This is a genomic window from Pseudomonas oryzihabitans (assembly GCF_032027545.1).
Taxonomy (GTDB): domain Bacteria; phylum Pseudomonadota; class Gammaproteobacteria; order Pseudomonadales; family Pseudomonadaceae; genus Chryseomonas; species Chryseomonas oryzihabitans_F.
In genome coordinates this window covers 477,530-493,844 of the sequence record NZ_JAVSJB010000003.1, presented here as the reverse complement: position 1 = coordinate 493,844, position 16,315 = coordinate 477,530, and the positions used below count along the sequence as shown (strand labels likewise).

14 protein-coding genes are annotated in these 16,315 nt (G+C 68.5%); 7 read left to right on the top strand and 7 right to left on the bottom strand.

Annotation, left to right across the window (positions count from 1 at the left end; translation table 11 throughout):
- The first annotated feature begins 279 nt into the window (after window positions 1–279).
- From RND78_RS07220 to RND78_RS07195, 6 genes are all read left to right on the top strand, one after another.
- Window positions 280–444 carry a hypothetical protein gene (locus tag RND78_RS07220; protein WP_312727226.1) on the top strand — a complete coding sequence of 55 codons (165 nt, stop codon included), beginning with the start codon at window positions 280–282 and terminating at the stop codon, window positions 442–444.
- Between the two features lie 135 nt (window positions 445–579).
- Window positions 580–1,509 carry a sugar ABC transporter substrate-binding protein gene (locus RND78_RS07215; RefSeq protein ID WP_312727225.1) on the top strand — a complete coding sequence of 310 codons (930 nt, stop codon included), beginning with the start codon at window positions 580–582 and terminating at the stop codon, window positions 1,507–1,509.
- Window positions 1,510–2,021: 512 nt separating this feature from the next.
- The gene (locus tag RND78_RS07210) at window positions 2,022–2,969 is read left to right on the top strand and encodes a substrate-binding domain-containing protein (RefSeq protein ID WP_312727224.1); all 948 of its coding nucleotides are present in this window, start codon (window positions 2,022–2,024) and stop codon (window positions 2,967–2,969) included.
- 47 nt (window positions 2,970–3,016) lie between these two features.
- Window positions 3,017–4,570, top strand: coding sequence for a sugar ABC transporter ATP-binding protein (locus RND78_RS07205; protein WP_312727223.1), 1,554 nt, complete (start codon window positions 3,017–3,019; stop codon window positions 4,568–4,570).
- A gap of 83 nt (window positions 4,571–4,653) precedes the next feature.
- Complete coding sequence (locus tag RND78_RS07200; protein ID WP_312727221.1) at window positions 4,654–5,679, top strand: ABC transporter permease; 1,026 nt, start codon at window positions 4,654–4,656, stop codon at window positions 5,677–5,679.
- A 191-nt stretch (window positions 5,680–5,870) separates the two neighbouring features.
- Window positions 5,871–6,986, top strand: coding sequence for a Gfo/Idh/MocA family oxidoreductase (locus RND78_RS07195; protein WP_312727218.1), 1,116 nt, complete (start codon window positions 5,871–5,873; stop codon window positions 6,984–6,986).
- On the opposite strand, the gene RND78_RS07190 is transcribed toward RND78_RS07195, so the two are convergent.
- Genes RND78_RS07190 through RND78_RS07160 form a run of 7 tightly spaced genes read right to left on the bottom strand, consistent with a single transcriptional unit; the run spans window position 6,983 to window position 14,692 of the window.
- Window positions 6,983–8,572, bottom strand: coding sequence for a gamma-glutamyltransferase family protein (locus RND78_RS07190; protein WP_312727215.1), 1,590 nt, complete (start codon window positions 8,570–8,572; stop codon window positions 6,983–6,985). The genes RND78_RS07195 and RND78_RS07190 overlap by 4 nt on opposite strands.
- An 11-nt stretch (window positions 8,573–8,583) precedes the next feature.
- Window positions 8,584–9,456, bottom strand: a complete 873-nt coding sequence (locus RND78_RS07185; RefSeq protein ID WP_312727212.1) for an ABC transporter permease — start codon at window positions 9,454–9,456, stop codon at window positions 8,584–8,586.
- On the bottom strand, window positions 9,453–10,400 hold the full coding sequence (locus RND78_RS07180; RefSeq protein ID WP_312727210.1) for an ABC transporter permease: 948 nt from the start codon (window positions 10,398–10,400) through the stop codon (window positions 9,453–9,455). Before RND78_RS07180 ends, RND78_RS07185 begins: the two co-directional genes overlap by 4 nt.
- A gap of 2 nt (window positions 10,401–10,402) precedes the next feature.
- Entirely contained in the window at window positions 10,403–11,905 is a 1,503-nt protein-coding gene (locus RND78_RS07175) for an ABC transporter substrate-binding protein (RefSeq protein ID WP_312727208.1), read from the bottom strand.
- Complete coding sequence (locus RND78_RS07170) at window positions 11,902–12,990, bottom strand: oligopeptide/dipeptide ABC transporter ATP-binding protein (RefSeq protein ID WP_312727206.1); 1,089 nt, start codon at window positions 12,988–12,990, stop codon at window positions 11,902–11,904. Before RND78_RS07170 ends, RND78_RS07175 begins: the two co-directional genes overlap by 4 nt.
- The gene (locus RND78_RS07165) at window positions 12,987–13,973 is read right to left on the bottom strand and encodes an ABC transporter ATP-binding protein (protein WP_312727204.1); all 987 of its coding nucleotides are present in this window, start codon (window positions 13,971–13,973) and stop codon (window positions 12,987–12,989) included. Before RND78_RS07165 ends, RND78_RS07170 begins: the two co-directional genes overlap by 4 nt.
- Window positions 13,970–14,692, bottom strand: coding sequence for an FCD domain-containing protein (locus RND78_RS07160; RefSeq protein ID WP_312727202.1), 723 nt, complete (start codon window positions 14,690–14,692; stop codon window positions 13,970–13,972). The genes RND78_RS07165 and RND78_RS07160 overlap by 4 nt, the downstream gene beginning before the upstream one ends.
- Before the next feature lie 339 nt (window positions 14,693–15,031).
- Between RND78_RS07160 and RND78_RS07155 the strand changes: the two genes are divergently transcribed.
- A complete protein-coding gene (locus tag RND78_RS07155; RefSeq protein ID WP_312727200.1) occupies window positions 15,032–16,300 on the top strand; it encodes a DUF445 domain-containing protein in 1,269 nt (422 codons plus the stop codon).
- The last annotated feature ends 15 nt before the right edge of the window (window positions 16,301–16,315 follow it).

Sequence of the window (16,315 nt, the reverse complement as noted above, 5' to 3'; positions counted from 1 at the left end):
GTGCGAGCAGCCTCGCCCTGGCACCTGCGTGACTGGGCCGGGGTTTCCATCACCCTTGCCGTTCGCCCGCTGGACGACTGGGAGAAAGCCAGCGCCAATGGCGAGCGGCCGCGCCTGGTGGGGTTTTCGCCAGGCGCTGAAGAGGTCTGTATATTTTTTCTATAGCGTTTGTACTGGAAATAAAATTCCAATACAGTGATTTCAGGTAGCTGCACGAACACGACCTTGCGTCTCCAGGCCAAGGCGTAACCAACAAGAACAAGATCAGGTGCCCTCCCCATGAAGACTTCCGCCTCTCCTTCGGTTAGCTCCACCCCCGCGTCCGAACTCGCTCCGCCGCTGCCAGCCGTCCTGGCCTGGCTGCTCCGGCTGTGCAGTCACGAACAGTCAGGCGCCGTGATCGGCGCCATGCCTGGCGCCCCCGTCCTCTACCGACTCAAGTGATGCGCGCCTGAGTCGATCGCGAGCTCAAGCCACGCGGCGGCGCCGATCCCGATAGGTCAGTGCCTTCCTCGGTGTGCCTCGCGGCGACGCCGCGCTGTTGCCTTGTCATCCCGCCTACCGAACGGAGTCTCGTCCATGTCCCGTACACCTCGCCTCGCCGCCCTCGCCGTGTCTCTGCTGCTGGCCAGCACCTCCGTGCTGGCCGACCTGAAGATCGGCGTGAGCATGCCCACCTTCGACGATAACTACCTGACCTACCTGCGCGAGAACATGAGCAAGAAAGCCAAGCAGGACGGGATCTCCTTGCAGTTCGAGGATGCCCGCAACGATGTGGTCAAGCAGTTGAACCAGGTGCAGAGCTTCATCAGCCAGAAGGTCGATGCGGTGATCGTCAACCCGGTGGATACCGCGGCCACGCGCAACCTGATCGAGTCGGCGACCAAGGCCGGTATCCCCCTGGTGTTCGTCAACCGCAAGCCGGACGACGCCAAGCTGCCCAGCGGCGTGGTGACGGTGACCTCCAACGATCGCGAGGCCGGGCATCTGCAGGCGCAGTACATCGCCGACAAGCTGGGCGGCAAGGGGCAGGTGGCCATCTTGCTGGGTGAGCTATCGAACAATTCCACCCAGGTGCGGACTGCCGGCTTCAAGGAGATCCTCGGCAAGTACCCCGATATCAAGATCGTCGAGGAGCAGACCGGCATGTGGTTGCGCGACAAGGGCATGGACCTGACCAGCAACTGGTTGCTGGCGGGCAAGGAGATCGACGCCATCCTGTCCAACAACGATGAAATGGCCATCGGCGCGGCCATGGCGCTCAAGCAGGCCGGCAAGCAGGGCGTGCTGGTCGGCGGCGTGGACGGCACCCCCGATGCCCTGGCGGCCATCAAGCGCGGCCTGATGAGCGTCTCGGTGTACCAGGATGCACGTGGCCAGGCCGAAGGCGCCCTCAACGCCGCCGAGAAAATGGCCAAGAAGGAAACGGTCGAACAGAACGTGACCATTCCCTACCGGCTCATCACCCCGGAGAACGTGGCCGAGTTCCAGGCCATGCTCAAGCAGTAGGGAAGACCTGGCCTGTATCTACCTTGGTGAGCACAAGAAACGCCGCGTTCTCTTCGCCAGAACGCGGCGTTTTCATTATCCGTTCGGAATTGGCCAATGCCGGGTTGCTGCATGGACCCTCTGGGCATCTACCGCTAAAGCCTTATCGCGGCCATGGGCCGCTCCTACGAGATATAGCGGTGCCTGTAGGAGCGGCCCATGGCCGCGATGAGACAGGTGCGCCTACCCTGGGAGCGGCCGCACCGGCGGACCGCCATGGCCGCGATAGCAGGCCTGAAGCCAGATCCAAGCGCTACCGTTGATAGGCACCCACGCCTTCCCGACCCGCTAGGCGAAGGCTTGACTGATGGGCCTTGCCCGCAAGGGAGCCCTTTTCGTCGGTCGGCCGTTAGTACAATAATTTCCAAAAATCTGTTGACTGGAAAATAAATTCCAATCAAAGTCGGGGTATTGGCTAGATCCGATGAGGCCTCTGCTTGCGAAGGCCGCTACAACAATAAGAAGGTGTGATCATGTCGTCCGCTCCCCTGGCGCTCGTGCTTGTCCGCATTCCGCTCGCCTGCTGCCTGGTGCTGCTGCTGACCTTCAGCGGGGTCGCCGCGGCGGAGCTGCGCATCGGCGTCACCGTCGGCAACCTCGACAACTACATCGCCTACCTGGTGCGCGCCATGCAGGACCGCGCCAAGCAGGTGGAGGGCGGCGCCACGCTCCAGGTCGAGGACTCCGCCAGCGACGTGGTCCGCCAGCTCGGTCACGTGGAGAACTTCATCGCCCAGCAGGTCGACGTCCTTATCGTCAATCCGGCCGATACCGCCGCCACCCGCAAGATCACCGAACGCGCCCGCGCTGCCGGCATCCCCCTGGTCTATCTCAACAGCCGTCCGGAAGTGGCCAGCTTTCCCGCCGGTGTCGTGTTCGTCGGCACCGACGAGCGCGCCATCGGCCGGTTGCAGATGCAGTACCTGGCCGAGCGGATGGGCGGCAAGGGCCACCTGGCCATCCTCCTCGGCCGCCTGGCCCACGACGACACCCGCCAGCGTACGGCCGGGGTCAAGGACGTGTTGGCCAACTATCCGGACATCCAGGTGGTGGAAGAGCAATCCGCCGACTGGCAGCGCGAGAAGGGCCTGGACCTGATGAACAACTGGCTACTTGGCGGACGCCAGATCGACGCCGTGGCCGCCAACAACGACGAGATGGGCATCGGCGCCGCCATGGCCCTGCAACGCGCCGGTCGCCACGAGGTGCTGGTGGGCGGCATCGACGGCACCCCGGACGGCCTGGCCGCCATCGCCCGGAAGCAGCTCGCCGTGACGGTGCTGCGCGATCCGGTGGCCATGGGCAACGGCGCGGTGGATGCCGCCGTCAAGCTGGCCCAGCACCAGCCGCTGCAGGGCGATCTGTGGATCCCGGTGCAGCTCGTCACCCCCGACAACTACCAGCAGTTCCAGCGTCTATGACCTAAGCCGCGGGCCGCCCGTTGGCGGGTCGCGAGGAGAGCGTGATCATGCTAAGTCCTGCCACCGCCGCCGCTCCGGGCGTCCTGCCAGCCGCCGCAGCGTCCAGCGAATACCTGCTCGAGATCGTCGACGTCACCAAGGAGTTTCCCGGCGTCAAGGCGCTGTCCCACGTCCAGCTGCGGGTGCGCCCCGGCACCGTGCTGGCGCTGATGGGCGAGAACGGCGCGGGCAAGTCGACGCTGATGAAGATCATCGCCGGCATCTACCAGCCGGATGCCGGCGAGGTGCGGCTGCGCGGCGTGCCGGTGCGCTTCGAGACGCCGCTGCAGGCGCTGCAGGCGGGGATCGCCATGATCCACCAGGAGCTCAACCTGATGCCCTTCATGACCATCGCCGAGAACATCTGGCTGGGTCGCGAACCGCTCAATGCCCTGCACCTGGTGGACCACGGCAAGATGCGCCGCCAGACCCAGGAGCTGCTGGATCGACTGCGCATTGCCCTGGACCCGGACGATAGCGTGGGCGAGCTGTCCATCGCCGGGCGGCAGATGGTGGAGATCGCCAAGGCGGTGTCCTACGACAGCGAGGTGCTGATCATGGACGAACCCACCTCGGCCATCACCGAGACCGAGGTGGCGCACCTGTTTTCCATCATCGCCGACCTCAAGGCCCAGGGTAAGGGCATCGTCTACATCACCCACAAGATGGACGAGGTGTTCCAGATCGCCGACGAGGTGGCGGTGTTCCGCGATGGCCAGTACATCGGCCTGCAGCGCGCCGACAGCCTGAACGGTGACGGCCTGATCGCCATGATGGTGGGCCGCGAACTGACCCAGCTGTTCCCCGAGCGCACGGCGCCGCGCGACGAGGTGCTGCTGTCGGTGCGTGACCTCACGCTCGATGGGGTGTTCTCCGGGGTCTCCTTCGACCTGCGTGCCGGCGAGGTGCTGGGTATCGCCGGGCTGATGGGCTCGGGGCGCACCAATGTCGCCGAGACCCTGTTCGGCGTGACCCCGGCCACCGCGGGCGAGATCCGCATCGACGGCCAGCCGGTGCGGATGAGCGATCCTCACCTGGCCATCCAGAAGGGCCTGGCGCTGCTCACCGAGGACCGCAAGGACACCGGCATCTTTCCCTGCCTGTCGGTGGGGGAGAACATGGAGGTGGCGGTGCTGAACGGTTTCGCCAGCGGCGGCTTCGTGCAGCAGCAGCGCCTCGACCAGCTGTGCGAGGAGATGCGCCAGCAACTGCGGGTGAAGACCCCCTCGCTGGACCAGTGCATCGCCAACCTCTCCGGCGGCAACCAGCAGAAGGCGCTGATCGCCCGCTGGCTGATGACCCGGCCGCGCATCCTGATCCTCGACGAACCCACCCGCGGCATCGACGTGGGTGCCAAGGCCGAGATCTACCGGCTGATCGCCAAGCTCGCCGCCGAAGGCCTGGCGGTGATCATGATTTCGTCCGAATTGCCCGAAGTGCTGGGCATGAGCGATCGGGTGATGGTGATGCACGAAGGCACCGTCACCGGTTTTCTCGATCGCAGCGAGGCGACCCAGGAGCGGGTCATGCACCTGGCCTCGGGCAATCCCGTCCTGCACTAGGCACTTTTCGTACAGCGCCTAGAACGTATCACCCGCGGCGGGCCCTTGCCCACCGCCCCCGGCATACCAAGAGGTAGAACAAGATGAGTGCCCTATTGGACAAGAAAACCGCCGAGCTACCCGCCGCGCGCCCGCGGCGCCGCATCCCCACCGAGCTGGGTATCCTGCTGGTGCTGCTGGGCATCGGCCTGGCCTTCGAAGCCTTCGGTTGGGTCCTGCGCGACCAGAGTTTCCTGATGAACTCCCAGCGCCTGGTGCTGATGATCCTGCAGGTGTCGGTGATCGGCCTGCTGGCCATCGCCGTGACCCAGGTGATCATCACCACCGGTATCGACCTCTCCTCCGGCTCGGTACTGGCGCTGTCGGCCATGGTGGCGGCAAGTCTCGCCCAGACCTCGGATTTCGGCCGGGCGGTGTTTCCCTCGCTGACCGACCTGCCGGTGTGGGTGCCGGTCATGGCCGGCCTTGGCGTAGGGCTGCTGGCCGGCGCCATCAACGGCAGCATCATCGCCGTCACCGGTATCCCGCCCTTCATCGCCACCCTCGGCATGATGGTCTCGGCCCGCGGCCTGGCCCGCTACTACACCGAAGGCCAACCCATCAGCATGCTGTCCGACAGTTACACCGCCATCGGCGCCGGCGCCATGCCGGTGATCATCTTCCTGGTGGTGGCGGTGATCTTCCACATCGCCCTGCGCTACACCAAGTACGGCAAGTACACCTACGCCATCGGCGGCAACATGCAGGCGGCGCGCATCTCCGGGATCAACGTCAAGAAGCACCTGATCATCGTCTACAGCATCGCCGGCCTGCTGGCGGGGCTGGCCGGGGTCGTGGCCTCGGCCCGCGCCGCCACCGGCCAGGCCGGCATGGGCATGTCCTACGAGCTGGACGCCATCGCCGCCGCGGTGATCGGTGGCACCAGCCTGGCGGGCGGGGTCGGGCGCATCACCGGCACCGTGATCGGCGCCCTGATCCTCGGGGTGATGGCCAGCGGCTTCACCTTCCTCGGCGTCGATGCCTACATCCAGGACATCATCAAGGGCCTGATCATCGTGATCGCCGTGGTCATCGACCAGTACCGCAACAAGCGCAAGGCCAAGCGCTGAGGATCGCTGTTCCCCTTCTCCCTCCGGGAGAGGGCCGGGGTGAAGGCCAGCCTGCACCCGATTACTTTTCCCCCTCTTCCTCCGGGAGAGGATTGGGGTGAGGGCGCTCTTCCACCGCTCACCCACCCTTTTACCCGGCAGGCTACTGGCTTCGTCTGCCGGGTCTTTCTACAGCCCTGACGGAGAGAAACATGCGCGACATCGGCATCGGTCTGATCGGCACCGGCTTCATGGGCCATGCCCATGCCCAGGCCTTCCATCATGCGGCGAGCAGCTTCAGCTTGCCGGTGCGCCCACGGCTGGTGGCCCTGGCCGACGCTGATCCGGAGCGCGCCGCGCGTTGCGCCGATGCCTGGGGTTTCACCCGCAGCTGCGAGTGGGAGCGCCTGATCGCCGATCCCCAGGTAGAGCTGGTGGCCATCACCACGCCGAATCTCTTGCACGCACCCATGGCCCTGGCCGCCCTGGCGGCGGGCAAGGCGGTCTATTGCGAGAAACCGCTGGCGGTGAGCCTGGAGGAGGCCACGCGAATGCGTGATGCCGCCCGCCAGGCCGGAGTGGTCAACCGGGTCGGCTACAACTACCTGCAGAATCCCATGCTCAAGCAGGCGCGCGAGCTGATCGAGAGCGGCGAGCTGGGCGAGATCACCAGCTTCAGCGGTGAATTCAGTGAAGACTTCATGGGCGATCCCCAGGGGCCCTTCACCTGGCGCTGCGAGACCCGCCAGGCCGGCGGCGCCCTGGCCGACTTGGGCAGCCATATCCTGTCGCTGGCGCGCTTCCTGCTCGGCCCGGTGGCGGCCCTGTGCGCCGATCTGCACACCGCCCATGGCCAGCGGCCCCACCCGGGGGGCACCCGCACGGTGGAGATCGACGACCAGGCCCATCTGCTGTTGCGCTTCGCCAATGGCGCCCGCGGCACCCTGACCACCAGCTGGCTCAAGCACGGCCGCAAGAATCGCCTGGCGGTCGAGGTCTGTGGCACCCGCGGCACCCTCACCTTCGACCAGGAGCGACTCAACGAACTGCGCCTCTACCAGGTCGGCGACCGCCCTGGCCTGGCCGGTTTCCGTACCCTGCTGGCCGGTCCGCACCTGCCGGACTACGCCGCCTTCTGCCCGGCCCCCGGCCACCAGCTCGGCTACAACGAACTCAAGACCCTGGAAGTCCGCTCGCTGCTGGAAGCCCTGGGTGGCAACCCCGGCCATACCGGCGTCGACTTCCAGGAGGCCTGGGAGGTAGAACGCCTGGCCCAGGCCGCGCGGCAATCGGCGCAGGAGGAGCGCTGGGTCAGGCTGGACGCTTAGTACCCCGCCACCAGGCCATCCTTGCGCGGGTCGGAGCCGCCCACGTAGCCGCCGGCGACGCGCTGGATGATCTGGGCGCCGCCGAAGGCGAACACCCCGGACGGCTCTTCCACGGTCACCTCGTGGCCCAGCGCCCGCAGCGCCGCCAGGGTGGCCGGGTCCAGGCTGCTTTCCACCGCGACCCGGCGGCCGCCTTCGAGGCGCCAGCGCGGGGCGTCGGCGGCGGCCTGGGGATTCTGCCGGTACTTGAGGATGCGCAGCATCAGCTGCAGATGCCCCTGGGCCTGCATCGGGCCGCCCATCAGGCCGAAGGCCATCAGCGGGGTGCCGTCGGCATTCATGGCGAAGCCCGGGATGATGGTGTGGAAGGGCCGCTTGCCCGGTGCCACGCTGTTGACGTGGTCCGGCGCCAGGGTGAAGCCGGCACCGCGATTCTGCAGGCTGATGCCGGTGCCCGGCACCACCACGCCCGAGCCGAAGCCCATGTAGTTGGACTGGATGAAGGAAATCATCATGCCGCTGGCGTCGGCCGCCGACAGGCAGACGGTACCGCCAGGACGGGGTGCGCCATAGCCGGGATCGCCGGCACGTGGCCCGAGCAGTCCAGCGCGTTCGCGCAGGTAGGCGGGGTCCAGCAGGTGCTCGGCCTGGATGCGCATGTGCGCGGAATCGGTGACGTGCTGGTAGAGATCGGCCAGCCCCAGCTTCATGGCCTCGATGGACCGGTGCAGGGTAGCGGGGCTGTCCACGGGATCAGCGCCGATGCCGGCGGCCTCCAGGATACCCAGGCCGGCGAGGGTGGCGATGCCCTGGCCGTTGGGTGGCAACTCGTGCACCACGGCGCCGGCGAAGGGCACCGAGAGGGTATCGATCCAGTCGGCCCGGTGGGCGCGCAGGTCTTCCTCGTCCAGCACCGCGCCGTGTTCGCGGGCATGGCGGGCCATGGCCTGGGCCAGGTCGCCCTGGTAGAAGGCGGCGCCTTCGCTTGCGGCGATGGCTTCCAGGGTTCGCGCATGATCGGGCAGGCGCACCAGGGTGCCGGCGCGGGGGACGCCGTTGGCCAGGAAGCAGGCGGCGAAACCGGGTTGGTCCTTGAGCTGCTCGGCGCCGCGGCGCCAGAGTTCGGCGATCACCGGGGTGAGCAGGAAGCCGTCGCGGGCATAGTGGATCGCCGGGGCGGCGAGGGTGGTCAGCGGCAGCTTGCCGTAACGCTGGGCCAGGGCGACCCAGGCGGAGACGGCGCCGGGCACCGTGACCGCGCCCCAGCCGCGGGCCGGCATGGCGCTCTGGCCGGCGAAGAACTCCGGGGTCCAGCCGCGCGGTGCGCGACCGGAGGCGTTGAGGCCCTGCACCTTCTCGCCGTCCCAGACGATGGCGAAGGCGTCGCTGCCGATGCCGCAGCCGGTGGGTTCCACCACGGTGAGCACCATGGCGGCGGCCACCGCGGCGTCCACCGCGTTGCCGCCGCGGCGCAGCATCTCCACTCCGGCCTGGGCGGCCAGCGGCTGCGAACAGGCCACCAGGTTGCGGCCCATGACCGGCGAGCGAGCCGAGGAATAGGGGTTGTGATAGTCCAGATCGGGCATGGCGAAGGGTCTCATTGGTGACGAGGATCAAGGGCGTCGCGCAGGCCGTCGCCCAGCAGGTTAAAGCCGAGGACGGTGAGGTAGATGCAGACGCCCGGGGCAATGGACATCCAGGGCGCCTGCTCCATGAAGTTCTTGGCGGTGTTGAGCATGGAACCCCAGGAGGGCATCGGCGGTTGCTGGCCGAGGCCGAGAAACGACAGGCTGGCCTCGGCGAGGATGGCGGCGGCGATGGTCAGGGTGGCCTGGACCACCAGCGGCGAGAGGATGTTGGGCAACACGTAGCGCCAGAGAATCCAGCGATCCGGCAGGCCGATGGCGCGCGCCCCTTCGAGGTAGTCCTCGTGGCGGATGGCGAGCACCTGGCCACGGGTCAGCCGGGCGAATACCGGCATGGCGGACAGGCCGATGGCGATCATGGCGTTGCCCAGGCTCGGCCCGAGGAAGGCGCCCAGGGCGATGGCCAGCACCAGGAAGGGGCAGGACAGCAGGGCCTCCACCAGGCGCGAGATAAGGGCGTCCAGCCAGCCGCCGAAATAGCCGGCCACCAGGCCGAGGGGGACGCCCACCAGCAGGGCGATGGCCACCGAGACCACCCCGGCCAGCAGCGAGCTGCGCGCGCCCCACAGTAGGCGCGAGAGCAGGTCGCGCCCGAGTTCGTCGGTGCCCAGCCAGTTCAGCGCCGAGGGCGCCTTGCGTACCGCCAGGAAGCTGGTCTTGAGCGGATCGAAGGGGGCCAGCCAGGGCGCCAGCAGGGCGGCCAGGGCGAACGCCAGGATCAGCGCGGTGCCGAGCAACGCCCCGCGATTGGCGCTGAACTTGCGCCAGAAGGGCGAGCGAGCGGGCCTCAGGGTGGCCGGGCGGGGCAGGGTCAGGGCGTTCATGCGGCTTGCCTCAGGCGCGGATTGATCAGGCGGTAGAGCAGGTCGGCGACCAGGTTGAGCAGCACGAAGCCCACCGCTACGCAGAGCACCACCCCCTGGACCACCGCGTAGTCGCGGTTGAACACGGCGTCGACGATCATCTTGCCGAAGCCGGGGATGCTGAAGACCTGCTCGGTGAGCACCGCGCCGCCGAGCAGCTCGCCGAACAGCAGGGTGGTGAGGGTGACGATGGGCATCAGGGCGTTGCGCAAGGCATGGCGCAGGATCACCACCCGCTCGCGCAGGCCCTTGGCCCGGGCGGTGCGCACGTAGTCGGCGCGCAGCACTTCCAGCATGGCTGCCCGGGTATGGCGCATCAGGGTACCGGAGAGGCCGGCGCCCAGCACGAAGGCCGGCAGGACCAGGGTGCGCAGGTTGCGCAGCGGGTCTTCGTGGAAGGGCACGAAGCCGGAGGCGGGCAGCCATTGCAGCTTCACCGCGAACAGCAGGATCAGCAGGATGCCGAGCCAGAAGTGCGGGATGGAGATGCCGGACAGGGCCACCAGGTTGGCGCCGTAGTCCACCGCCGTGCCCCGGCGTACCGCGGCGAGGATGCCGGCGGGGATGCCGATGAGCAGGGCGATGACGATGGCCAGCAGCGACAGCTCCAGGGTCACCGGCAGCTTCTCGGCGATCAGCGCCGTCACCGGCTGGTCGGTGCGTAGCGAGATGCCCAGGTCACCCTGCAGCACCCCGCCCATCCAGTGCAGGTACTGCACCGGTAGCGGGTCGTTGAGCCGGTACTTCTCGCGCAGGAATTCCAGCACCTGGGGATCGCGCTCCTCGCCGGCCATGGCCAGCACCGGATCGCCCGGCAGCAGTTGCTGCAGGGTGAAGACGAACAGCGACACCAGCAGCAGGGTCGGCAGGGCACTCAGCAGGCCACGCAGGAAGAGGCGCAGCATGGCTATTGCCCGCGGGTGACGCCGGCCAGGCGAATCAGGCCGTCGGGGTTGGGGACGAAGCCCTTGATATCGGCGCGGGTGGCGATGATGCGCGGATCGAAATAGAGGTAGAACACCGGCAATTCCTCGCGCAGCAGGGTCAGGGCCTGGGCATAGAGCGCCTGGCGCTGGGACTGGTCGTTGGTGGTGCGGGCCTGGTTGAGCAGTTGGTCCAGCGCCGCGTTGCAGTAGTGGCCGTCGTTCTGGTTGCCCTTGCAGGTGACGAACTGGTGTACGTTGCCATCCGGATCGGGGCGGCCGGACCAGGCGCTCAGGCCGAGCTGGAAGTTGCCGGCATGCTGTTCCGCCAGCAGGGTGGCGTATTCGGTGGCGACCAGGTTGACCTCGAAGCCGGCCTCGGCGGCCATGGCCTGGATCAGCTGGCCCACCTGCTGGGCGATGGGGTTGTTGGCGATCTTGAGTTCGACCTTGACCGGCAGAGCGACGCCGGCCGCCTTGAGCAGCGCCTGGCTGCGCGCCACGTCGCGGGCCGGCACGGCGAAGGCCTTGTCGTAGTAGGGGCTGCTCTGCGGGAAGGGCTGCACGCTGGGCGCATAGAGGCCCTCGAACACCACCTGGTTGAGCGCGTCACGATCCAGCGCCAGGTCGAAGGCCTGACGCACGCGCTTGTCCCCGGCGAAGGGATTCTTCGCCCGGTCGCCGTTGGCCATGTTCACCATCAGCTGCATGTAGCCCAGGCCCGGGGTGTTGTAGAGGGTGAAGCCGGCCTGGCCCTGCAGGCCCTTGACGTCGGTGGGCGCGACCCGCTCGACGATGTCGAGGTCGCCCGAGCGCAGGTTGGCCAGGCGTACCGAGGTGTCCGGGATGGGCAGGAAGATCAGGCGGTCGAAGTGGTAGGCGCTGGCGTTCCAGTACTGCGGGAAGCGCTCCAGCACGATGCGGTCCTGCTGCACCCGCTGCACGAAGCGATAGGGGCCGGAGCAGACCGGCTTGCTGCCCACGTCGCCCGCCGAGGCCTTGGGCGCCAGCATCATGCCGGCGCGGTCGGAGAGTTGGGCGAGCAGGGTGGCATCGGGTTGCTTGAGGCGGATGCGCACGGTCTGGGGGTCGACCACCTCCACGGTATCCACCGAGGCCAGTTCGCTCTTGCGCAGCGAGTCGGGCAGGGTACGGGCGCGGTCCAGGTTGAATTTCACTGCGGCGGCGTCGAAGGTCTCGCCGTCATGGAAGGTCACGCCCGGGCGCAATTGCAGCGTCAGGCTGCGGTTGTCGTCGCCCCACTGCCAGGCGGTGGCCAGTTGGGGCACCAGCTCCAGCTGTGGCGAGACGTCCACCAGCTTGTCGCACAGGGCGGTGTAGACCAGGCGCCCGGAGTAGGTCCGCGAGCGGTGCGGATCGAGTACGTCGGGATCATCCTGAATGCCGATGCGCAGGGTGGTCTCGGCCAGGGCGGAGCCGCCGGCCAGGAGCAGAAGGGTGGCGGTGAGCCAGGCGGAGGCTTTCATGGGGTGGACTCCAGGAGGGACTGATGACGGTTGAACAGGGCCAGGCGGCGGGTGAAGGCCGGGCTGGTGGCGATCAGCGGCGGCGGGGCGGCGCCGGCCCCGGCGATCTCGCGCCAGAAATGGCAGGCCACCCGGCCCTCGCCGGCAGAGGTTTCCAGCAGCGGTTTGGCCTCGCGGCACAGCGGCCGGGCGTGGGGGCAGCGGGTGTGGAAGCGACAGCCGCTGGGCGGCGCCGTGGGGCTGGGCAGGTCGCCGCCGAGCAGGGTGCGCGGTCGCCGCGCCCGTGGATGGCTGACCGGCACCGCGGCCAGCAGCGCCTGGGTATAGGGATGCAGGGGCGTCTCGAATAGCGCTTCCACCGGCGCCAGCTCGACGATCTCGCCCAGGTACATCACCGCCACCCGGTCGCTCATATGGCGGATCACACCTAGACCGTGGGCGACGATGATCAGGGTCAGGCCGAAGCGCGCCTTGAGGTCTTCCAGCAGGTTCACCACCTGCGCCTGTACCGAGACGTCCAGCGCCGAGACCGGCTCATCGCCGAGCAGCAGGCGCGGTTCGGCGGCCAGGGCACGGGCGATGCCGATGCGCTGGCGCTGGCCGCCGGAGAATTCGTGGGGATAGCGCCCGGCCAGTTCCGGCGCCAGGCCCACGGTGCGCAGCAGCTCGGCCACGCGCTCGGCGCGCTGACCGCGATCCAGCGGCTTGTGCAGCCACACGGGCTCGCCGACGATGTCGCCCACGCTCATGCGCGGATTCAGCGAGGCGAAGGGGTCCTGGAAGATGATCTGCAATTCCTGGCGCACCTGGCGCAGCGCCGCCGGGCTGAGATTGCCCAGGTTGCGGCCCTCGTAGATGACGTCGCCGGCGGTGGGCGCGAGCAGGTTGAGCAGCAGGCGGCCGAGGGTCGACTTGCCCGAACCGGACTCGCCCACCAGGGCCAGGGTCTCACCGCGGCGTACCGCGAAGGAGACGTCGCTCACCGCCTGTACCGGTGGGCGCGGGCGTTGCAGGAAACCGGCCTGGCCGCCGAAGTGCTTGGTCAGGCCGATGGCTTCGAGGATGGGACGTTCGACCGCTTTCATGCACTGGTCTCCAGGTGCTGTTCCAGGGGCGCGCGGAGGCAGGCCACCTGCTGGCCCGGAGCGAGCTCCACCAGTGGCGGCGGGGCCAGGCGACAGGTGTCGAGGACGAAGGGGCAGCGGCTGGCGAAGCGGCAGCCGGCCGGCATCTCGGCGGGCGTCGGTACCCGGCCGGCGATGGTCGCCAGCCGACCCGTGCGCGGCCCCAGCGAGGGCATGGAGCCCATCAGGCCGATGGTGTAGGGATGCTGCGGGTCATCGAACAGCTGGGCGACCGGGCCGGACTCCACCACCCGGCCGGCGTACATCACCGCCATCTCGTCGGCGACTTCGGCGACCACGCCGAGGTCGTGGGTGATGAGGATCATGGCGCTGCCGGTCTCGGCCTGCAGCCCGCCGATGAGTTCGAGGATCTGCGCCTGGATGGTCACGTCCAGCGCCGTGGTGGGCTCGTCGGCGATGATCAGCGCCGGGTCGTTGGCCAGCGCCATGGCGATCATCACCCGCTGGCGCATGCCGCCGGAGAGTTCGTGGGGATAGGCCGCCAGCCGCTGTGCCGCCGCCGGCACCCGCACCTTCTCCAGCATCTCCAGGGCGCGCTGGCGGGCGGCCTGGGCGCTACCGCCGCGATGGCGCAGCACCGTCTCCATCAACTGCTCGCCGACGGTGAAGGCCGGATTCAGCGAGGTCATCGGCTCCTGGAACACCATGGCCAGGCGATCGCCCCGCAGGTCACGGCGGCGCGCCTCGGGCATGCCCAGCAGGTCCTCGCCCATGAAGCTGGCCTGGCGGGCCTGGACCTGGGCGCTCGGCGGCAGCAGCCCCATCAGGGCCATGGAGGTCACGCTCTTGCCACAGCCGGATTCGCCCACCAGGGCCAGGGTCCGGCCCGGCTGCACGGCGAAGCTCAGGCCTTCCACCACCGCCGCCGGGGCGCCGGCGAAGCGCACGCTGAGATCGTCCACCACCAGTACCGGGGCGCTCATAGGGCCTGCTCCAGGGTCTGTTGCAGCACGCTGTCCAGCGCCAGTTGCAGGGCGCGCAGATGGGCGCGCATCACCGCCGCGGCGCGGACCGGATCGCGGGCGTCGAGGGCTTCCACCAGGGCCTGGTGGTCGTCGTGGTAGGCCAGCAGGCGCTGGGCGTTGCGCGCCCGGTGGCGCAGGTCGCGCCAGATCGGGTCGAGGCGGATGGCATCGAGCATCTCGAACAGGTCCAGCAACAGGCGATTGCCGGCGGCCTCGGCGATGCTGCGGTGGAAGGCGCTGTCCCACAGCTCGATGGCATCGGCGTCCTCGCTGTTGCCCAGGCGCTCGAAGGCAGTGCGCTCGGCCATGCGACGGATCAGCGCGCGCTGTTCGCCACTGGCGCGCTGGGCGGCCAGGGCGGCGAGATTCGGCTCCAGGTGCAGGCGCGCTTCCATCACCTCGCTGAAGTTGGTGCGTGCCGACAGCTGGGTGAGGGTGAGGGCCGCGCTCGGCGGCGTGGGGCCCACATAGGTGCCCTTGCCCTGGCGACGCCAGACCTGGCCCTCGGCTTCGAGCACCGCCAGGGCGCGGCGGATGGAGCGCCGGCTGACGCCGAATTCACTGGCCAGCTCGCGCTCCGGCGGCAGGGGCTTGTCGGGGACGCTGCTCTGCTGGGCCACCAGATTGCGCAAGGCATCCAGGGCCAGGCGCGCACTGTCGTCGGTATGGATCTGCATCGAACCTTTGCCTCTTAGGTCTGGGCGGGCGCCCGTGGCGGAGCGCGCTGCCAGCGGCGTCGCGGGGGCATCCGGATACCAGGGGCGGTTGCAAGGCCGATGCCATTGAAAATTGGTTCGCCAGGTCTTTCGGCGCGAGGCTCTGGGGCAATGGCTGGAATCGAGTCGCGGACCAGGTCGTCGGCATTGGTTCGCGTCTGGGCGAACCTTTCACCGCCGGCCTGTCAGGGGCTGCGCTAGGATGGAGCCGGGTCGCACCGTGGCGGCGCGTGGGAAACTCCGTCCGGGCGTCGCTTTCTACCCAGCATCCGTTCCAGGCAAGAGGACCGTCCCATCGTCATGACCACGCGCTCCCGCGACGGCCTTACCCCGGTCCGGCGCATGAAGCTCATCGCCTTGCTGCTGCTATTCCTGGCGGCGGGGCTCTACTGCCTGGCCACCGCGTTGGAAGCCCGGCATCCGGCCTGGGGCTATGCCGCCGCCTTCGCCGAGGCGGCCATGGTCGGCGCCATCGCCGACTGGTTCGCGGTGACTGCGCTGTTCCGCCATCCCCTGGGGCTACCCATCCCCCATACCGCCATCATTCCGCGCAACAAGGCCGGGGTCGGGCGCAAGCTGTCGGACTTCATCTGCCTGCATTTCCTCGCCACGCCCCAGGTGCTGGCCAAGCTGGAAGAGCTGGACGCCGCCGGGCGCCTGGCCGGCTGGTTGCGCCAGCCGGACAACGCGGTCGCGGTGGCCAACCAGGCCACCGGCGTCGCCCGCTACTCCCTGGAAGCCCTGCGCGAGGTGCGGGTGCAGGCCTTCATCCGCCGGGTGGCGGTGGAGCGCCTGCAACGGCTGGACGTGGCGGCGCTGTCCGGCGAACTGCTGGATGTGCTGACCGCCGATGGTCGCCACCAGGCGGTGCTCGACGAGGTGCTGCAGGAGATCGACCGCCTGTTGCAGGACGAGGACACCCAGGCGCTGATCGCCCGTACCATCGGCGGTGAGTTGCGCACCCTCAAGTACCTGGGGCTGGACGAGCGGGTCGGGCGCTGGTCGGCGATCAAGGTGGTGCAGGCGGTGTCGCGCCTGATCGGCGAAGTCAGCCAGGACCGCGAGCACGAGCTGCGCCGGCACTTCGATGGCTATCTGGTCGGCTTCATCGAGCGCCTCAAGCAGGACCCGGCCTTTCGCCTGCGCGGCGAACAGCTGCGCGACCGACTCCTGGAGCACCCGGCGCTGGCCGGCTATCTGCAGGAGCTATGGGGCGAGCTGGTGAACTGGCTGCAGGCGGATCTCGCCGCCCCGGACTCGCGCATCCGCCGTCGCCTGGGCCGACTGCTGGCCGAACTGGGCGAGACCCTGAGCCGCGACGAGGCCATGCGCCTGTGGATCAACGAACAGCTGATCGCCGTCGCCCCGCCCTTCATCGACCGCAACCGCCAGCGCATCGGCGACTACATCGCCGACCGGGTGGCCGCCTGGGACACCGGCGAACTGGTCCAGCAACTGGAGCAGAGCGTCGGCAAGGACCTGCAGTTCATCCGCATCAACGGCACCCTGGTAGGCGGCCTGGTGGGGCTGGTGCTGCATGCCCTGACGGTGTGGTTGGGGCCGGGGTAGGGCAGAAGGCCCTCC